This window comes from Agrobacterium sp. CG160-95, from assembly GCF_053521725.1.
In genome coordinates, this window is record NZ_JBNWDU010000004.1 from 578,384 (window position 1) to 591,835 (window position 13,452).

Below are 13,452 nucleotides of genomic sequence, written 5' to 3' on the forward strand. Positions count from 1 at the left end.
TTGCGCTGTTGCGCGTCAGCGACCGGGACGGCCGGTCTTCCCCTTCGTCCGGCTTTTGCGCTTCTGTTCGCCGGCATCCTCATAGGAACCCGCTCCGATCTTGCCGCGCACGAGGGGGCGGGGATCGTCCTTGGTTCGCTCAGGTTGGCCTTCCATGAGCGGTGAGAAACGTTTGCCGGTTTCCGTCTCGGGTTTGCCGGGAACTTCGCCACGCACCGGCTTCTCGGTGCGGCCAACGGTCATCTCGTCCAGCGTGTTCCTGCGGAACAGCGGCTTGCCCGTGTCCGAGCCGGGACCCATTTCGTCCAGCGAAGGTTTGGCGAAGAGAGATTTTCCACTTTCGTTTGCGGAAGCGGCACCGTCCTCTGTCACGCCCGATATGTCTCCTGCAAGAGGGGAGATCGACCCGTTGCGGGCGCTCGTTTCTTTTTTCTTGCTTCTGCCGCCACCCTCAAGCGATTTCGCCTCTTCCTTCGCCATCGGGTCGTCCATGACGGCGAGTTCGGTGGCCTTGAGGCGCTTGATTTCATCACGCAGGCGGGCGGCTTTTTCGAAGTCCAGATCGGCTGCGGCATCGCGCATGGATTTTTCCAGCGCGTTGAGATGGGACTGCAGATTGTTGCCGACCAGATGGCCGCCATCGGCGAAGCCTTTGCCGGAAACGCCTGAAATATCGGCCCTTACGTGATCACGCTCATAAACTGAATCAAGAATATCGGAGATCTTCGCCTTGACCGATTCCGGCGTGATGCCGTGTTCGGCGTTATAGGCCATCTGCTTTTCGCGGCGGCGGGAGGTTTCCTCCATCGCCCGCTTCATCGAGCCGGTGATATTGTCGGCATAAAGGATGACCTTGCCGTCGACGTTACGGGCGGCGCGGCCGATGGTCTGGATCAGCGAAGTTTCCGAACGCAGGAAGCCTTCCTTGTCGGCATCGAGGATCGCGACGAAACCGCATTCGGGAATATCGAGGCCTTCGCGCAGAAGGTTGATACCGACAAGCACGTCGAAGGCACCAAGGCGCAGGTCGCGGATGATCTCGATGCGTTCCAGCGTGTCGATATCCGAGTGCATGTAACGCACGCGAACGCCCTGTTCGTGCAGATATTCGGTCAGGTCTTCAGCCATGCGCTTGGTCAGCACGGTGCAGAGCGTGCGGTAACCCTTAGCGGCGGTCTCGCGAATTTCGCCGAGGACATCGTCCACCTGGCTGCGGGCGGAGCGCACCTCGACCGGCGGATCGATGAGTCCTGTCGGGCGGATGACCTGTTCGGCGAAGACGCCGCCGGCCTGTTCCATTTCCCACGAGCCGGGGGTGGCCGAAACTGCGACCGTCAGCGGCCGCATCGCATCCCATTCCTCAAAGCGCAACGGGCGGTTATCCATGCAGGAGGGAAGGCGGAAGCCATATTCGGCCAGCGTCGCCTTGCGCCTGAAGTCGCCGCGATACATGCCACCGATCTGGCTAACCGAGACGTGGCTTTCGTCAATGAAAAGCAGCGCATTATCAGGGATATATTCGAACAGCGTCGGCGGCGGCTCACCGGGATTGCGGCCGGTGAGATAACGCGAATAGTTTTCGATACCGGCGCAGGAGCCGGTCGCCTCCAGCATTTCGATGTCGTAACGCGTGCGCTGTTCCAGCCGCTGGGCTTCCAGCAAGCGTCCCGCCTTTTCCAGCTCGGCGAGGCGGACCCTCAGCTCTTCCTTGATCGACTTGATCGCGCCGTTCAGCGTCGGGCGCGGGGTGACATAGTGCGAATTGGCGTAGATCTTGACGGATTGCAGATCGCCGGTTTTCTGGCCGGTCAGCGGGTCGAATTCGGTAATGGAATCGATTTCGTCGCCGAACATCGAGATGCGCCAGGCGGCATCCTCAAGGTGGGCAGGGAAGATTTCGATGGTATCGCCGCGCACGCGGAAGGAGCCGCGCTGGAAATCCATGTCGCGGCGCTTGTATTGCTGGGCCACAAGGTCGGCCAGAAGCTGGCGCTGGTCCAGCCGGTCGCCCACCTGCATCTGGAAGGTCATGGCTGTATAGGTTTCCACCGAGCCAATACCATAGATGCAGGAAACCGAAGCGACGATGATGCAGTCGTCGCGTTCCAGCAGCGAGCGGGTGGCGGAGTGACGCATCCGGTCGATCTGTTCGTTGATCGAGGATTCCTTCTCGATGAAGGTGTCGGAGCGCGGCACATAGGCTTCCGGCTGATAATAATCGTAATATGAGACGAAGTACTCTACCGCATTGTCGGGGAAGAAGTTCTTGAACTCGGAATAGAGCTGTGCGGCCAGCGTCTTGTTGGGCGCAAGGATGACGGCCGGGCGCTGGGTTGCCTCGATCACCTTGGCCATGGTGAAGGTTTTGCCGGAGCCGGTGACGCCGAGCAGGACTTGGCTGCGCTCGCCGGAATTGATGCCTTCCACGAGATCGGCAATCGCCGTCGGCTGGTCGCCTGCCGGTTGATACTCCGAGTCCATGCGGATTGTAACGCCGCCTTCGGATTTCGGCGGACGCGCCGGCCGGTGCGGCGTCCACATCTTGCCGTCCTTGAACAGCGGATTGCCGCTCTCGATAAGCGCCGATAGTGCCTTAACGGTGGCGGTGACGGCACCCGGTGCGAGATTGGCCGCCTCCTCCAGGGAAACGTCCATGCCAGCCACTGGATTGAGACCGGCGGCGGCGCGGGTTTTCGGATCGCTCGACGCGCCGATGGAAACGCCGCGCGCTGTCTTGGAAGCCGTGGTGTTTTTAGCCGTTTTGTTGGCCGCTTTTTCCGCTTCCTTGCGCGCTTCGATCTCGATCTTCTTGCGGTGCTTGCCAGCTTTCGAGGCGACTTCGCGCTGGGTTTCCACCGAGCCCGCTTCGGCTTCCGCCTCGAGCTGCTTTACCCAATCGGCAACGCTGCCGCTGAGCGGCGCGCCTTCGAACGACGATTGCGGAGCTTCCTCGAAGCCGGAATTCGAGGGTTTGGAATTTTTGGGTGATCTGGCCATGCGCGAAATATGGAGGGAGTCACGCGCAAAGGGAAGGGGAGGCCAAGAAAAAATGAGTACAAAAAGGAAACGAAGCGCGGGGAACAAAATTTGGCCGGATACGTTGCATAGCGGCCGAATACGCTTTGATAGAAACCGGTTCCGTTTCATACGGCGGTAAGTTAAAGCAAAGACAAAAATGACGGTTGCGTTTTTCAAACTGCCTTTCGTGACATCCCTCCCTTCTTCATTCAGGAACAATCATGCCGTTCTCGATCAGCCCTGCCCACATCTGGCCTGTCCTGATGCTCATCGTCTCCAATGTTTTCATGACTTTCGCCTGGTATGGGCATCTCAAGCACAAGGGCAGCGCACTCTTCCTTGCGATTGTCGCAAGCTGGGGCATCGCTTTCTTCGAATACATGCTCGCAGTCCCCGCGAACCGCATGGGATCGGAGGTCTATTCGACCGCGCAGCTCAAGACCATTCAGGAAGTTATCACGCTTGCGGTCTTTGCTCTGTTCTCGGTCTTCTGGCTGAAGGAAAGCATCACGATCAACCACGTGATCGGTTTTGCGCTCATCGCTTTCGGCGCGTCCTTCATCTTCCGCTCCTGATTGCCATAGTGCCTTTCTATTGCCGTGGCGGACAGGTTTCGCCACGGCACGAGGAACGGTGTTACGATCCCGTTCCACCATTGGCATAGTCCAACCGTGCCGTACAAATGCGGACGTGGTTCTCGTCCGCCCACTGCACCAGCAATTGCATCGGCACCAGAAACGAACGGCCGAGATTGGTCAGTTCGTATTCCACGCGCGGCGGCACCTGCGCATAGAGCGTGCGGCGAATGAAACCGTCTTCCTCAAGCCGTTTCAGCGTCCGTGACAACATCTGCTTGGAAATATCGTCGATCTTGCGGTTCAGTTCGTTGAAACGCAGCACCCCGCCCTGAAGCGCCTCCAGAACCAGCAGGCTCCATTGATCGCCGATACGATCCAGCACGTCGCGGATGGGGCAGGGCTGGTCGAAGGCGAAGATTTCCTTGGTTTGCGTATCCGGCATTTTCCCTGCTCTTTCCATTTTCGTGCCCTTTCAGGTCATCGCCGTGTGACCTGATCAGCGTCGGCTGACTTCTTGCAGCCGGGGCTGCGATACCATAGCTTCCCCTAACGGTCTATTATCTAGACCTATAACGATGCCTACAAAGGAAAAAGCCATGGCTAAAATCGCGCTCATCGGAGCCTCCGGCAATGCCGGATCCCGTATTCTGAAGGAACTTTCCGACCGGGGGCACCAGGTGACGGCGATCGCCCGCAACCCTGAAAAGATCGCCAGCCTGCCGAACGTAGTGGCAAAAAAGGGCGATGTCTTCGATCAGGCAGGGCTTTCGGAACTGCTTAAGGGTCACGATGCCGTGATCAGCGCCGTGCACTTCACTGCGAGCGATCCGGTGACGCTGATCGAGGCCGTCCGTGCCTCGGGCGTTTCCCGTTATCTCGTCGTGGGTGGCGCCGGCAGCCTTCAAATTGCGCCGGGCCAGCGCGTGGTTGACCTGCCGGACTTCCCGGCCGCCTACAAGGCCGAGGCGACCAAGGGAGCGGAGTTTCTGGACCGTCTGAAAGGGGAAAAGCAGCTCGACTGGACCTTCCTGTCGCCATCGGCCGAATTTGTGCCGGGCGAAAGAACGGGCAAATTCCGTATCGGCAAGGACAGCCTTTTGAGCAACGAAGCTGGCAGCCGCATTTCTTTCGAGGATTACGCCATCGCGCTTGTCGATGAAATCGAAAAGCCGCAGCATTCCCGCCAGCGTTTCACCGTCGGTTACTGAGAGGTCTCATCCATGAATTTCATGACACGTCGTCTTGCCATCGCTGCTCTTGCCCTCGCGCCCGCGCTGATGGCCGCGCCCGTTCTGGCGGAAACCGCCAAGCGCGATCTGGTTCAGGAAGAAGCCAACCGCAAGCTGGTGATCGATTTTTACGACACCGTCTTCAACAAGCACGAGGTGGCGAAGGGCGCTGCCGTCATCGTCGACAGCTACAAACAGCACAATCCGATGGTGCCTGATGGCAAGAAGCCATTCGTCGACTATTTCACCGGCTTCTTCAAGGAAAACCCGCAGGTGAAATCCCGGATCGTGCGTAGCGCCACGGATGGAGATCTGGTTTATCTGCACATCCATTCCACGGATAAAGAAGGTGCTCGCGGAGCCGCCATCGTCGATATTTTCAGGGTCACCGACGGCAAGATCACCGAACATTGGGACGTGATCCAGCCGGTTCCGGAAAAGGCTGCAAACAATAATACGATGTTCTAGAGCATTTCCAGTAGGAGTGCGTAGCGGTTTTACGTCTGGAAAATTCGTAGAAACAAACAGTTAGAGCACGTCAAACAATTCTGTTTAAACAGGACGTGCTCTAAGGCCGAGCTTCTGCCAACCGCCCGGAATTCAGAAGGACACGGCCGGGGGATATCTTCCGGCCGTGTTTTTTGTCAGGCAGCGCGTTGTTTTTCGCGGGACTGCACGATCAGATCGAGAACAAGCATCACCAGCAGGCTTGCGCCAACCAGCGGGAACATGATGCCGCCGATGGCCAGCAGCGCCAGCAGGCCGCGCAAGACGCGTTTATCCTGCGGCAATGGTGGCACGCCGAGCGAACCTCTGGGGCGTCGTTTCCACCACATGATGCCGGCGGAAACGGCAAGCAGGACGATGCCGACACAGGCTGCCAGCAACACGATCTGGTTGGCGAGGCCGAATTGCTGGCCCATATGCACGTTGATCCCCCATTCCAGCGCCTTTCCAAGCGGACCGTAGTCGGAATAGCTCATGTCGATCAGCGGTTTGCCGCTATATTGATCGAGATGGACGACGCGCTGCTTTGAAAGGTCATCGGGATAGACGGAGCCGCTATAGACGCCTGTCGATTTGGTCGGCAGCACGACGGTATAACCAGTGGCAAGACCGAGCCCGTCGAAACGCGCGATGGCTGCATCTATGCCGATTGGTTGCCCGGTGGCGGATGCGGTGGATTCCGGTACTTTCGCCTGCTCCAGCGACCAGCTGGTCTTGGCCATGTGATCGAGGTGCTCGCCGGACATTGGAACATCGGTCCGCACGCCTGCCGGATATCCGAAATTGCTCCCGTTTGCCCATTCGTTGACCTTGGCGCCCCACACGCCCGACCAGGGCATTCCGGTGACTGCGAGAAATACGATGAAAAAGCCGACGAAAATGCCGGTGACGGCATGGGTATCGCGCCAGAAGACGCGTTTTTTCGGCGTGCCGCGCACGGTCAAAACACCGCCGCTCTGCTTCCTAGGCCACCACAGATAGATGCCGGTGGCGACGAGCAGGATGGACCAGCCGGCGGCGATCTCGATCAGATAGCGGGTGTAGGTGCCGAAATATTTCAGGCTGTGGATGTAGCGGATCGTCCACATGATGGTGCCGCGATCCGGCAGTGAACCGGCAACCTGCCCGGTATAGGTGTTGACGTAGACGGCGCGTTTCCCTTCGGCCGTACTGACGGTAATTTCCGTCGAGGCACCCGGATCGCTTGGCGTGGTGTATTTCACAGCAGTGCCGGGAACTGCCGCAACGGCTGCGGCGAGAATATCGGAGGGGAGTGCTTTCGGCACGTTCTGCGCCACTTCGATGCGCTTCAGGTCCGAATGAATGAAATTGTCGAATTCGTCCCGGAACAGATAGAGCGCACCGGTGACGGCCAGCGATATCAGAAAGGGCAGTACAAAAAGGCCAGCGTAGAAGTGCCAGCGCCATACGGCGCGGTACAGGTTGACGGACGAGGATTGCGCAGGCGCGCGCTCGCCCTCGAAAGAGGTCGTAACGGACATGGATGTCTCCGCAGAAAAGTTGATTTTCCGGCAGGGCCGGATTGTTCTTCACATTTGCAGAGAGGGAGGCGGTGCGCGTGGGCGCGATTCCAGATTGGGTGGCGGCGGCGGCAATGCCGTGTCGCGGTCGAGAAAGTCGACTTCGACGACCCGGACGATGCCGTCCGCACGCTCCACGGGAGTAACGGGAAGAGCGGCGATGGTAACGGAGGCCAGACGGCACAGCGTGCCGCAGCAATTGTCGGCGAGCTTGCCCGCAGGGTTGGAGGCCGGGTTCGGTTTGCCCGAACCGCCTTCGGGCATGTGGCTGGAACAGATGATCTCACTGGTCGCCAGCGCGGCTGAGGCCATATTGCCGCTGGTCAGGCCATTCACGAGCCCTTGCAGGAGAAAAAGCAGGACCGCCAGCGTGGCGATGGCGCCAGCCGAACTTCTGTCCTGCATTATACTGCGAATGAATCCCATTGCAGCGAAATGCCATATTTATCGGGCCGTGTCACCGCGACACGATGGCGAAAGACGAGGCCTGTTTTCAATTGTCACCCGGCGTCGGGATGGGAATGTTCAGGCCAGCAGGTCGTAGGTCCGGAATATCCAGACTACCTGATAAATCAGGGCGAAAATGATGAGAAACCTGTGAAAGCGTCGGTTGCCGATGAAAGCTGCCAGTGTGAACAGAACGACGTAAATAGCGGTGCGGATGAGATATTCAGCGCCCAGCGAGGAGAGGTAGTCCTGTCCCTTCAGCAGCGTATCGCCGATATCCGTGACGAAAAGTGCGGCTAGAAACGCAAAGAACCAGCTTTTACGGGAAAAGAAATAGTCCTCGTATCCCTTGTATTCCTTCATGTCTGAGGGGAACAGCAACACGCACAGGAAATAGAACAGCGAGCAGAACAAGATCAGGAACAGGAACGCGCCGAAGCCGAGGACGTGGCTGGTGGCGGAAAGCCGGTGTTCCCACCACCAGAAATGCACGAGCATCAGAAACAGGAACGCCACCCAGCCGATATGCAGGGGATAGATGCGCTCCTTCTTGGGATGCTGCACGAAACCGGCAAGGCCGGTCAGCAAGCGGGCGAGGCTGAGGCCGACCACCATGCCCATGACGGCGCGGATATGCGCATAGGCTTCCGCGGCGTTGACGGCGGCCTCCATCGCACCCTACTCCGTCGGAGGGATGGGCGTCGGCTGCCCGTTTTCGTCCATCGCCACCATGATAAAGGTTCCGGCGGTGACTTTTTCCAGCTTGTCGTAACGGGAGCGCTGCGCCCAGGCCTCAACCGTCAGCGTGATGGAGGTGCGGCCGAGCCGGGCGATATCGGTGTAGATGGACAGCGTGTCGCCGATCTTCACCGGCAACTCGAAAGCCATTTCCTTGACCGCCGCAGTGACCACGCGACAGCGAGACCGCTCCGCCGCGCGGATGCCGCTGGCCAAGTCCATCTGGGACATGACCCAGCCGCCGAAAATATCACCGGCCGGATTGGCGTCGGCCGGCATTGCGAGCGTCCGCAGCGTCAGCTCGCCGGTCGGTTTGATGGGCAGGTCGGTCATGTCGAGATTTGCTCCTTGCGAATGTCAAAGGCGCAGCATGCGTTGCGCTTTGTGATTTCGCAAGGAAGGGTAAGCGTCAGGACGACGCTTTGCCCAGAAATTGCTGCGTTGCATAAAGGGCGATGGCCGCCGCATTCGATACGTTGAGCGATTTGATCTCGCCCGGCATATCGAGACGGGCGAGTGCCGAAACGGTTTCGCGGGTCTTCTGGCGCAGACCCTTGCCTTCGGCTCCCAGCACCAGGGCGATCTTTGCGCCGGTGAAGGTTTGCTCGATGGGGGCGGGGCCTTCCGAATCCAGACCGACCGAGAAGAAGCCAAGCTTGTGCAGCTCGCCCAATGTATCGGCGAGGTTGGTGATCTGGATATAGGGAATGAGTTCCAGTGCGCCGGACGCAGACTTCGCAAGCACGCCTGACTCCGTCGGGCTATGGCGAATGGTAGTGATGACGGCGCCGGCGTTGAAGGCGACCGCCGAGCGCATGATGGCGCCGACATTGTGCGGGTCGGTAACCTGATCGAGCACGAGGATCAACGGGCTTTTCTTCAGCGCATCGAGTTTCTTGACCGGAAGCGGCCTGGTTTCCAGCATCACGCCCTGATGGATCGCCTCGGGGCCGAGCACCTTGTCGATATCCTGCGGTGAGACAATCTCTACCGGGAAGGGCTGCGCATCCGCTTCGCCGATATCCAGACGCGCAAAGGCATTCAGGGTAACCGACAGCTTGATGAGTTGCCGTTCGGGATTGGAAAGCGCCGCACGCACGGTATGCAGGCCGTAAAGGTGGACCTGATCCGGCGCAAGCTGCGGCGGCTTCCAGTCTTCCGCGCCACGATTCCGGCGCTTCGGCTGCTGCGGGGTCGGAATTTCGCCCCTCTCGCGTTTGGCATCGCGCACGGCACGGCGCAGGGTGGCGTAGTGCGTGTCGCGGGTGGATTTGTCGTTTGGATCGTCTTTGCTCATGGCGCCTTATATCTCCGGGACGCGACGCACACCAGCCCCCGCGATAATCCACAGGCCTGCAAAGAGGTTTGAATTTTTTCCCGAAAATTCGTGAAACGGCGTGTTGACAGAAGCGAACGAGGCCGTCATATACGCGCCACAGACGACGCAACGGCGCTTCGCCGGAGAGAAATCTGAAGAGCTTGGTTGCTCGATCCTAGCAGATAGCTGGAGGGATGCCCGAGTGGTTAAAGGGGACGGACTGTAAATCCGTTGGCTACGCCTACGTTGGTTCAAATCCAACTCCCTCCACCATTCTGCGCAGGATCAAAATCACCACCGCGGGTATAGCTCAATGGTAGAGCAGCAGCCTTCCAAGCTGAATACGCGGGTTCGATTCCCGCTACCCGCTCCAAAACTTCTGAACAAGATCGATAATCGTTGCCTCGCGCCGATGTGCAGCCTCCAATCAGCGTTGGCTATTTTCAGCTCGCCTCCAAGGCCGACTGAATCCGCATTTTCTCTGCGTCGAGCTCGCTTAACCTCACCATATGCGCCGTAATTTTCTCAAAGATCGAGGTGCGATCCGCCGTCGACAGGCGTTCAGTGTGGCGCAGGGCAGTAATGACCTCGATCAGATCAAGTCGCTCTTGCTCAAGTTTTTCAAGATTCCACATCATCGCGTTTCCTCGCTGGCACGCGCTTCAAACGGCCAACCCGGATAAAGGTTCAGGTCAATAGAATTTAAAGTAAATTTTATCTTATTGGCTGGGACGCGGTTCGCTGCGGCACGGCTGAATCAATCCGGAGAACGACATTGCGTCCGTATGCCGGCGGCTGCCATATAGCTGTTGTCGGTCGGATGGTATGATGCGTAACGCGCTGCACACCATTTTACGTGGTTTATTTCCGATTCTGAGAGGGCGTAACCGTTGGATGACGCCTCTTCACCCTTGCCCGCGGCAAAGGCGGATGCGGGATAGCCGCGACCGTCGGAATTCTGCGCCTGCTCCTGTTGTTCGTAGGCCGGTTGTATGAGGCTCAGCGCACTGGCGGGCAAGGTAGAAGCGGTAGATATTGCGACGCCAAGAGCGAGCGCGGAGATAGTCTTCGGCATCCTCAACATCGATAAATCCTCGTTATTCGTTCGAGATGCTAACGAAAATTAAGGAATTTCGTTCCGATGCAGGGTTGACGTCACACGAATACGTGATTCGTTGGGCGGTGCTGGCCGTCGTTCGCGTGGCGAGGCGGAGATGCCCCTGGCGGCGGGCTGATTGTGGATATCGATGGTCACTGAGTGATGCAGCCCTCACCGCGAAAACGCCACGCCCGATGAGCACATTTTGCTCCCCGCCAATTCGACTTTGAGTGCTTGTTGCACTGCTCGTTGACAAGCGGAAAGTCCGGTCGGATAGTCTGCCGGCAATCATGCACACGGGAGTCTTCGATGATCAACAGGGTTGTAATTCTCTCATCCTTAGCGCTGCTCGCATCGGCGGCGTTTGTCTCCCCCGCAGCGGCGCTCACCATGAAAGAGTGCAGCGTGAAATACCAGGCGGCGAAAGCCGACGGGTCCGCGAAGGACGTCAAGTGGAACGACTACCGCGCCAAGTTCTGCGGTAGCGATGCTGCTGCCGAAAGCGCTGCCGACGACAAGCAAGTTGCGGCTACCACCGACAAAGAACCCGAAAAGGCGACGATAAAGGCTCCGAAGAGCGTCGTATTTCCGAGTGCTGTCGATAAGAAATATTCAAGCGAGACTCCTGGCAAGGCCCGCCTGAAGACCTGCGTCGATTCTTATCGTAAGAACAAGGATGACGGCACGCTCGGCGATCTCAAGTGGATTCAGAAGGGTGGCGGTTACTGGAGCCTGTGCAATACGGCTTTGAAGAGCTGACGCGCTTTTTTGGGGCGGCGGCTGATCGCCGTTGCCCCAGCAATGACGCGTCATCAGACATCATACCGAAGGACTTATTTGTCGATTCGGTTAACCGGAGCGTGTCTGAGTCACGTCCAGAACGACGTGCGGTTTTTCCTGTGCTCTGCAAATCCTGCGGCAAGCGTGGCCCAGCGTTTTCACGCTTACCGGCGGGTTGATATTCACATGGTCAGGCAACCCCGGTTTCGGGCGGGTAAAATCTGCGAATGGTTTGCGATTCAGCATCTCGATAGAAAGAGTTGATCTTGCGGCTTGATCCGCATCCAGCAATCAAACGGTTACGGCTGTCCCTTGGCGGCTGGCCGGCAATGTGGGCGGATGACCAGACGATTTCGAAACTACCTCGCCGTACTCGCCATATCACTACTGATGTGGACGTTGGTGCTTGGCGTCATTTATTGGCTGTTTCGATAGGTCTTGCCGCAGCTTCAGAGCCGAAATGAACCCGCTTCAATGCATATGTTTGGCGGCATAACCACGACATGCCTTCGCCGCTGATATTCGGCAAATCTTGCCAACAAAGATTGGACGTTGCCCCCGAAGGAGCGGCGGCAGGGCGGTTTTGGGAAACCTTGCCATGCCGCCGGTCAGCGTTGAATTGCGCGCAGCACGTTCAGCCTAGAACGAGCGCTGTTAAGAGCGCCAGCAGGATTAGTGAGCTTGCAACAGCGCCCAGCTTCATCCTGCGAAGGCGGCGGGTGCGACCGCCGGTCCAGTCATAAGCCATTGGCAGCTTTACCTTTCTTTTTATTTTTATGACTTATTAACTAGCTCACTAGGCTTGCCCGTGGCTGACCTCAATTGCCAAAATCCATAGGCAAAAAATTACGATTTCCCTGTCTTATCCGAATGTTGCAGCGGACGCGGAGACCGATTCCCCCGTGCGCCGATTTCACCTGCGCGTGCGCTTGCAATGCTGTGCAGGCAAGGGTGCATTTGTGTGGGCATGAAAAGAAAAGGCCCGGAAACTCTCGTTTCCAGGCCTTTCGGGACGAATATGTGACTGCCAGTCTCAGCCGAAATAAGGCTTGATGTAGGGCAGGACTTCGATCACGCCGTGATACAGCATGTTGAGCGCCACATAGATGATGACCATCAGGCCAAGATACGAAATCCAGCGGTAGCGGTGCAGCAACTTGGCGACGAAATTGGCGGCCAGTCCCATGAGGGCGATCGAGACGACGAGACCGATAATCAGCACCGTAACATGGTCCTGCGCGGCACCGGCGACGGCAAGCACGTTGTCCAGCGACATGGACACATCGGCGATGACGATCTGGGTTGCGGCCTGAAAGAAGGTCTTGTGACCTTTGGTCAGGTCAGCCTCTTCGTCCGTCACCTCGTCTTCGATGGAGCCTGCGGCTTCGCGCAGTTCGGACCACATCTTCCAGCAAACCCAGGCAAGCAGAAGCCCGCCGAAGAGTTGCAGCCCGACAATGGAGAGAAGCTGCACGGTGACGGCGGCAAAGCCGATGCGCAACACGGTGGCGGCGATGATGCCGACCAGGATCGCCTTGCGGCGAAGGTGGGCGGGAAGACCGGCGGCGGCGAGGCCGATGACGATGGCATTGTCGCCTGCGAGAACGAGATCGATCGCAATGACTTGCATGAATGCCGTGAAGCCGGCGGCTGTGAAGATTTCCATTGAGCGGTCCTGAAACGGATGTAATTTCGCGCCGGAGAGCGCGGCTGATCAATATGTGGCATAGAGGTTTTGCGCCTGGGCGCATCGTCCCGCTCGCCCGTCTCCCCCCGGAGATGAGATTTCCTTAAGCCATGATGAGGGTCCAGGTAAAGAAGTTGTGATAAAGAAAAAGCTTATTTAACGATCCGATTGTGCGAAGAGGGGTACAGGCAGGGTCCCGTCCGTGCGTCCCGTCTGCCCGTCGCGTGGGAAGGCTGAGCCAGCTTTGAATATCGCGCGGAACGCACCATATATGCACCTTGAGGCGCGCCTTAGGCGTGCGCGACCGTGCTTTGACAATTAAGTCTTGCGCATTCGCTTACAAAGCCTTAAACGGCGACACCAAACCGGTTCGCCGGGAAAACTACTTCACGTTCACAGGAAGCAATTCACATGGCAAAGAGCAAGTTTGAGCGCAATAAGCCGCACGTCAACATTGGCACGATCGGTCACGTCGACCACGGCAAGACGTCGTTGACTGCTGCGATCACG

At 58.1% G+C, this 13,452-nt stretch carries 15 protein-coding genes and 2 tRNA genes; 7 read left to right on the forward strand and 10 right to left on the reverse strand.

Annotation, left to right across the window (positions count from 1 at the left end; all coding sequences use genetic code 11):
• Nucleotides 1–15: 15 nt before the first annotated feature.
• On the reverse strand, nucleotides 16–2,997 hold the full coding sequence (gene uvrB, locus ACQZ63_RS17115) for an excinuclease ABC subunit UvrB (protein WP_113556432.1): 2,982 nt from the start codon (nucleotides 2,995–2,997) through the stop codon (nucleotides 16–18).
• A gap of 242 nt (nucleotides 2,998–3,239) precedes the next feature.
• Here uvrB and ACQZ63_RS17120 point away from each other — a divergent pair, with 242 nt between their 5' ends.
• Nucleotides 3,240–3,593, forward strand: a complete 354-nt coding sequence (locus ACQZ63_RS17120) for a DMT family protein (protein WP_003513041.1) — start codon at nucleotides 3,240–3,242, stop codon at nucleotides 3,591–3,593.
• A 61-nt stretch (nucleotides 3,594–3,654) separates the two neighbouring features.
• On the opposite strand, the gene ACQZ63_RS17125 is transcribed toward ACQZ63_RS17120, so the two are convergent.
• Nucleotides 3,655–4,038: a winged helix-turn-helix transcriptional regulator gene (locus tag ACQZ63_RS17125; RefSeq protein WP_003513040.1), complete on the reverse strand. Its 384-nt coding sequence runs from the start codon at nucleotides 4,036–4,038 to the stop codon at nucleotides 3,655–3,657.
• Between the two features lie 154 nt (nucleotides 4,039–4,192).
• Here ACQZ63_RS17125 and ACQZ63_RS17130 point away from each other — a divergent pair, with 154 nt between their 5' ends.
• Both ACQZ63_RS17130 and ACQZ63_RS17135 read left to right on the forward strand, forming a co-directional pair.
• Nucleotides 4,193–4,804 carry an NAD(P)-dependent oxidoreductase gene (locus tag ACQZ63_RS17130; protein WP_113556361.1) on the forward strand — a complete coding sequence of 204 codons (612 nt, stop codon included), beginning with the start codon at nucleotides 4,193–4,195 and terminating at the stop codon, nucleotides 4,802–4,804.
• A 12-nt stretch (nucleotides 4,805–4,816) separates the two neighbouring features.
• Nucleotides 4,817–5,293, forward strand: coding sequence for a nuclear transport factor 2 family protein (locus tag ACQZ63_RS17135; protein ID WP_113556360.1), 477 nt, complete (start codon nucleotides 4,817–4,819; stop codon nucleotides 5,291–5,293).
• A 176-nt stretch (nucleotides 5,294–5,469) separates the two neighbouring features.
• Here the strand turns inward: ACQZ63_RS17135 and ACQZ63_RS17140 are convergent, their stop codons facing one another.
• The 5 genes from ACQZ63_RS17140 to rlmB all read right to left on the reverse strand — a co-directional run bounded on the left by ACQZ63_RS17140 (nucleotide 5,470) and on the right by rlmB (nucleotide 9,355).
• Nucleotides 5,470–6,834, reverse strand: coding sequence for a PepSY-associated TM helix domain-containing protein (locus ACQZ63_RS17140; protein ID WP_113556359.1), 1,365 nt, complete (start codon nucleotides 6,832–6,834; stop codon nucleotides 5,470–5,472).
• 48 nt (nucleotides 6,835–6,882) lie between these two features.
• Nucleotides 6,883–7,299, reverse strand: coding sequence for a DUF2946 family protein (locus tag ACQZ63_RS17145; protein WP_113556358.1), 417 nt, complete (start codon nucleotides 7,297–7,299; stop codon nucleotides 6,883–6,885).
• Nucleotides 7,300–7,398: 99 nt separating this feature from the next.
• Complete coding sequence (locus ACQZ63_RS17150; RefSeq protein ID WP_065702389.1) at nucleotides 7,399–7,992, reverse strand: hypothetical protein; 594 nt, start codon at nucleotides 7,990–7,992, stop codon at nucleotides 7,399–7,401.
• 6 nt (nucleotides 7,993–7,998) lie between these two features.
• Entirely contained in the window at nucleotides 7,999–8,391 is a 393-nt protein-coding gene (locus tag ACQZ63_RS17155) for an acyl-CoA thioesterase (RefSeq protein ID WP_003513034.1), read from the reverse strand.
• A 76-nt stretch (nucleotides 8,392–8,467) separates the two neighbouring features.
• Nucleotides 8,468–9,355 (reverse strand): 23S rRNA (guanosine(2251)-2'-O)-methyltransferase RlmB, encoded by an 888-nt coding sequence (gene rlmB / locus ACQZ63_RS17160; protein ID WP_003513033.1) that lies wholly within the window; start codon nucleotides 9,353–9,355, stop codon nucleotides 8,468–8,470.
• Nucleotides 9,356–9,564: 209 nt separating this feature from the next.
• Here rlmB and ACQZ63_RS17165 point away from each other — a divergent pair.
• Together ACQZ63_RS17165 and ACQZ63_RS17170 are read left to right on the forward strand one after the other, a co-directional pair.
• Nucleotides 9,565–9,649 (forward strand) — tRNA-Tyr (locus ACQZ63_RS17165).
• Between the two features lie 26 nt (nucleotides 9,650–9,675).
• A tRNA-Gly gene (locus ACQZ63_RS17170) sits at nucleotides 9,676–9,749 on the forward strand.
• A gap of 70 nt (nucleotides 9,750–9,819) precedes the next feature.
• On the opposite strand, the gene ACQZ63_RS17175 is transcribed toward ACQZ63_RS17170, so the two are convergent.
• Both ACQZ63_RS17175 and ACQZ63_RS17180 read right to left on the reverse strand, forming a co-directional pair.
• Nucleotides 9,820–10,014, reverse strand: coding sequence for a hypothetical protein (locus ACQZ63_RS17175; protein WP_013636443.1), 195 nt, complete (start codon nucleotides 10,012–10,014; stop codon nucleotides 9,820–9,822).
• A gap of 119 nt (nucleotides 10,015–10,133) precedes the next feature.
• Nucleotides 10,134–10,460 (reverse strand): BA14K family protein, encoded by a 327-nt coding sequence (locus ACQZ63_RS17180; RefSeq protein ID WP_035251814.1) that lies wholly within the window; start codon nucleotides 10,458–10,460, stop codon nucleotides 10,134–10,136.
• A 324-nt stretch (nucleotides 10,461–10,784) separates the two neighbouring features.
• Between ACQZ63_RS17180 and ACQZ63_RS17185 the strand changes: the two genes are divergently transcribed.
• Nucleotides 10,785–11,234, forward strand: a complete 450-nt coding sequence (locus tag ACQZ63_RS17185) for a hypothetical protein (protein WP_003513030.1) — start codon at nucleotides 10,785–10,787, stop codon at nucleotides 11,232–11,234.
• A 1,054-nt stretch (nucleotides 11,235–12,288) separates the two neighbouring features.
• Here the strand turns inward: ACQZ63_RS17185 and ACQZ63_RS17190 are convergent.
• A complete protein-coding gene (locus ACQZ63_RS17190) occupies nucleotides 12,289–12,921 on the reverse strand; it encodes a TerC family protein (protein WP_003513029.1) in 633 nt (210 codons plus the stop codon).
• A gap of 432 nt (nucleotides 12,922–13,353) precedes the next feature.
• Between ACQZ63_RS17190 and ACQZ63_RS17195 the strand changes: the two genes are divergently transcribed.
• A partial coding sequence (locus ACQZ63_RS17195; RefSeq protein WP_141681087.1) for a GTP-binding protein occupies nucleotides 13,354–13,452 on the forward strand: 99 nt, incomplete at its 3' end.

Coding starts and splice junctions, on each gene's coding strand:
- uvrB (WP_113556432.1), bottom strand. CDS start 2,997: ATGGCCAGATCACCCAAAAATTCCAAACCCTCGAATTCCGGCTTCGAG.
- ACQZ63_RS17120 (WP_003513041.1), top strand. CDS start 3,240: ATGCCGTTCTCGATCAGCCCTGCCCACATCTGGCCTGTCCTGATGCTC.
- ACQZ63_RS17125 (WP_003513040.1), bottom strand. CDS start 4,038: ATGCCGGATACGCAAACCAAGGAAATCTTCGCCTTCGACCAGCCCTGC.
- ACQZ63_RS17130 (WP_113556361.1), top strand. CDS start 4,193: ATGGCTAAAATCGCGCTCATCGGAGCCTCCGGCAATGCCGGATCCCGT.
- ACQZ63_RS17135 (WP_113556360.1), top strand. CDS start 4,817: ATGAATTTCATGACACGTCGTCTTGCCATCGCTGCTCTTGCCCTCGCG.
- ACQZ63_RS17140 (WP_113556359.1), bottom strand. CDS start 6,834: ATGTCCGTTACGACCTCTTTCGAGGGCGAGCGCGCGCCTGCGCAATCC.
- ACQZ63_RS17145 (WP_113556358.1), bottom strand. CDS start 7,299: ATGGGATTCATTCGCAGTATAATGCAGGACAGAAGTTCGGCTGGCGCC.
- ACQZ63_RS17150 (WP_065702389.1), bottom strand. CDS start 7,992: ATGGAGGCCGCCGTCAACGCCGCGGAAGCCTATGCGCATATCCGCGCC.
- ACQZ63_RS17155 (WP_003513034.1), bottom strand. CDS start 8,391: ATGACCGACCTGCCCATCAAACCGACCGGCGAGCTGACGCTGCGGACG.
- rlmB (WP_003513033.1), bottom strand. CDS start 9,355: ATGAGCAAAGACGATCCAAACGACAAATCCACCCGCGACACGCACTAC.
- ACQZ63_RS17175 (WP_013636443.1), bottom strand. CDS start 10,014: ATGATGTGGAATCTTGAAAAACTTGAGCAAGAGCGACTTGATCTGATC.
- ACQZ63_RS17180 (WP_035251814.1), bottom strand. CDS start 10,460: ATGTTGAGGATGCCGAAGACTATCTCCGCGCTCGCTCTTGGCGTCGCA.
- ACQZ63_RS17185 (WP_003513030.1), top strand. CDS start 10,785: ATGATCAACAGGGTTGTAATTCTCTCATCCTTAGCGCTGCTCGCATCG.
- ACQZ63_RS17190 (WP_003513029.1), bottom strand. CDS start 12,921: ATGGAAATCTTCACAGCCGCCGGCTTCACGGCATTCATGCAAGTCATT.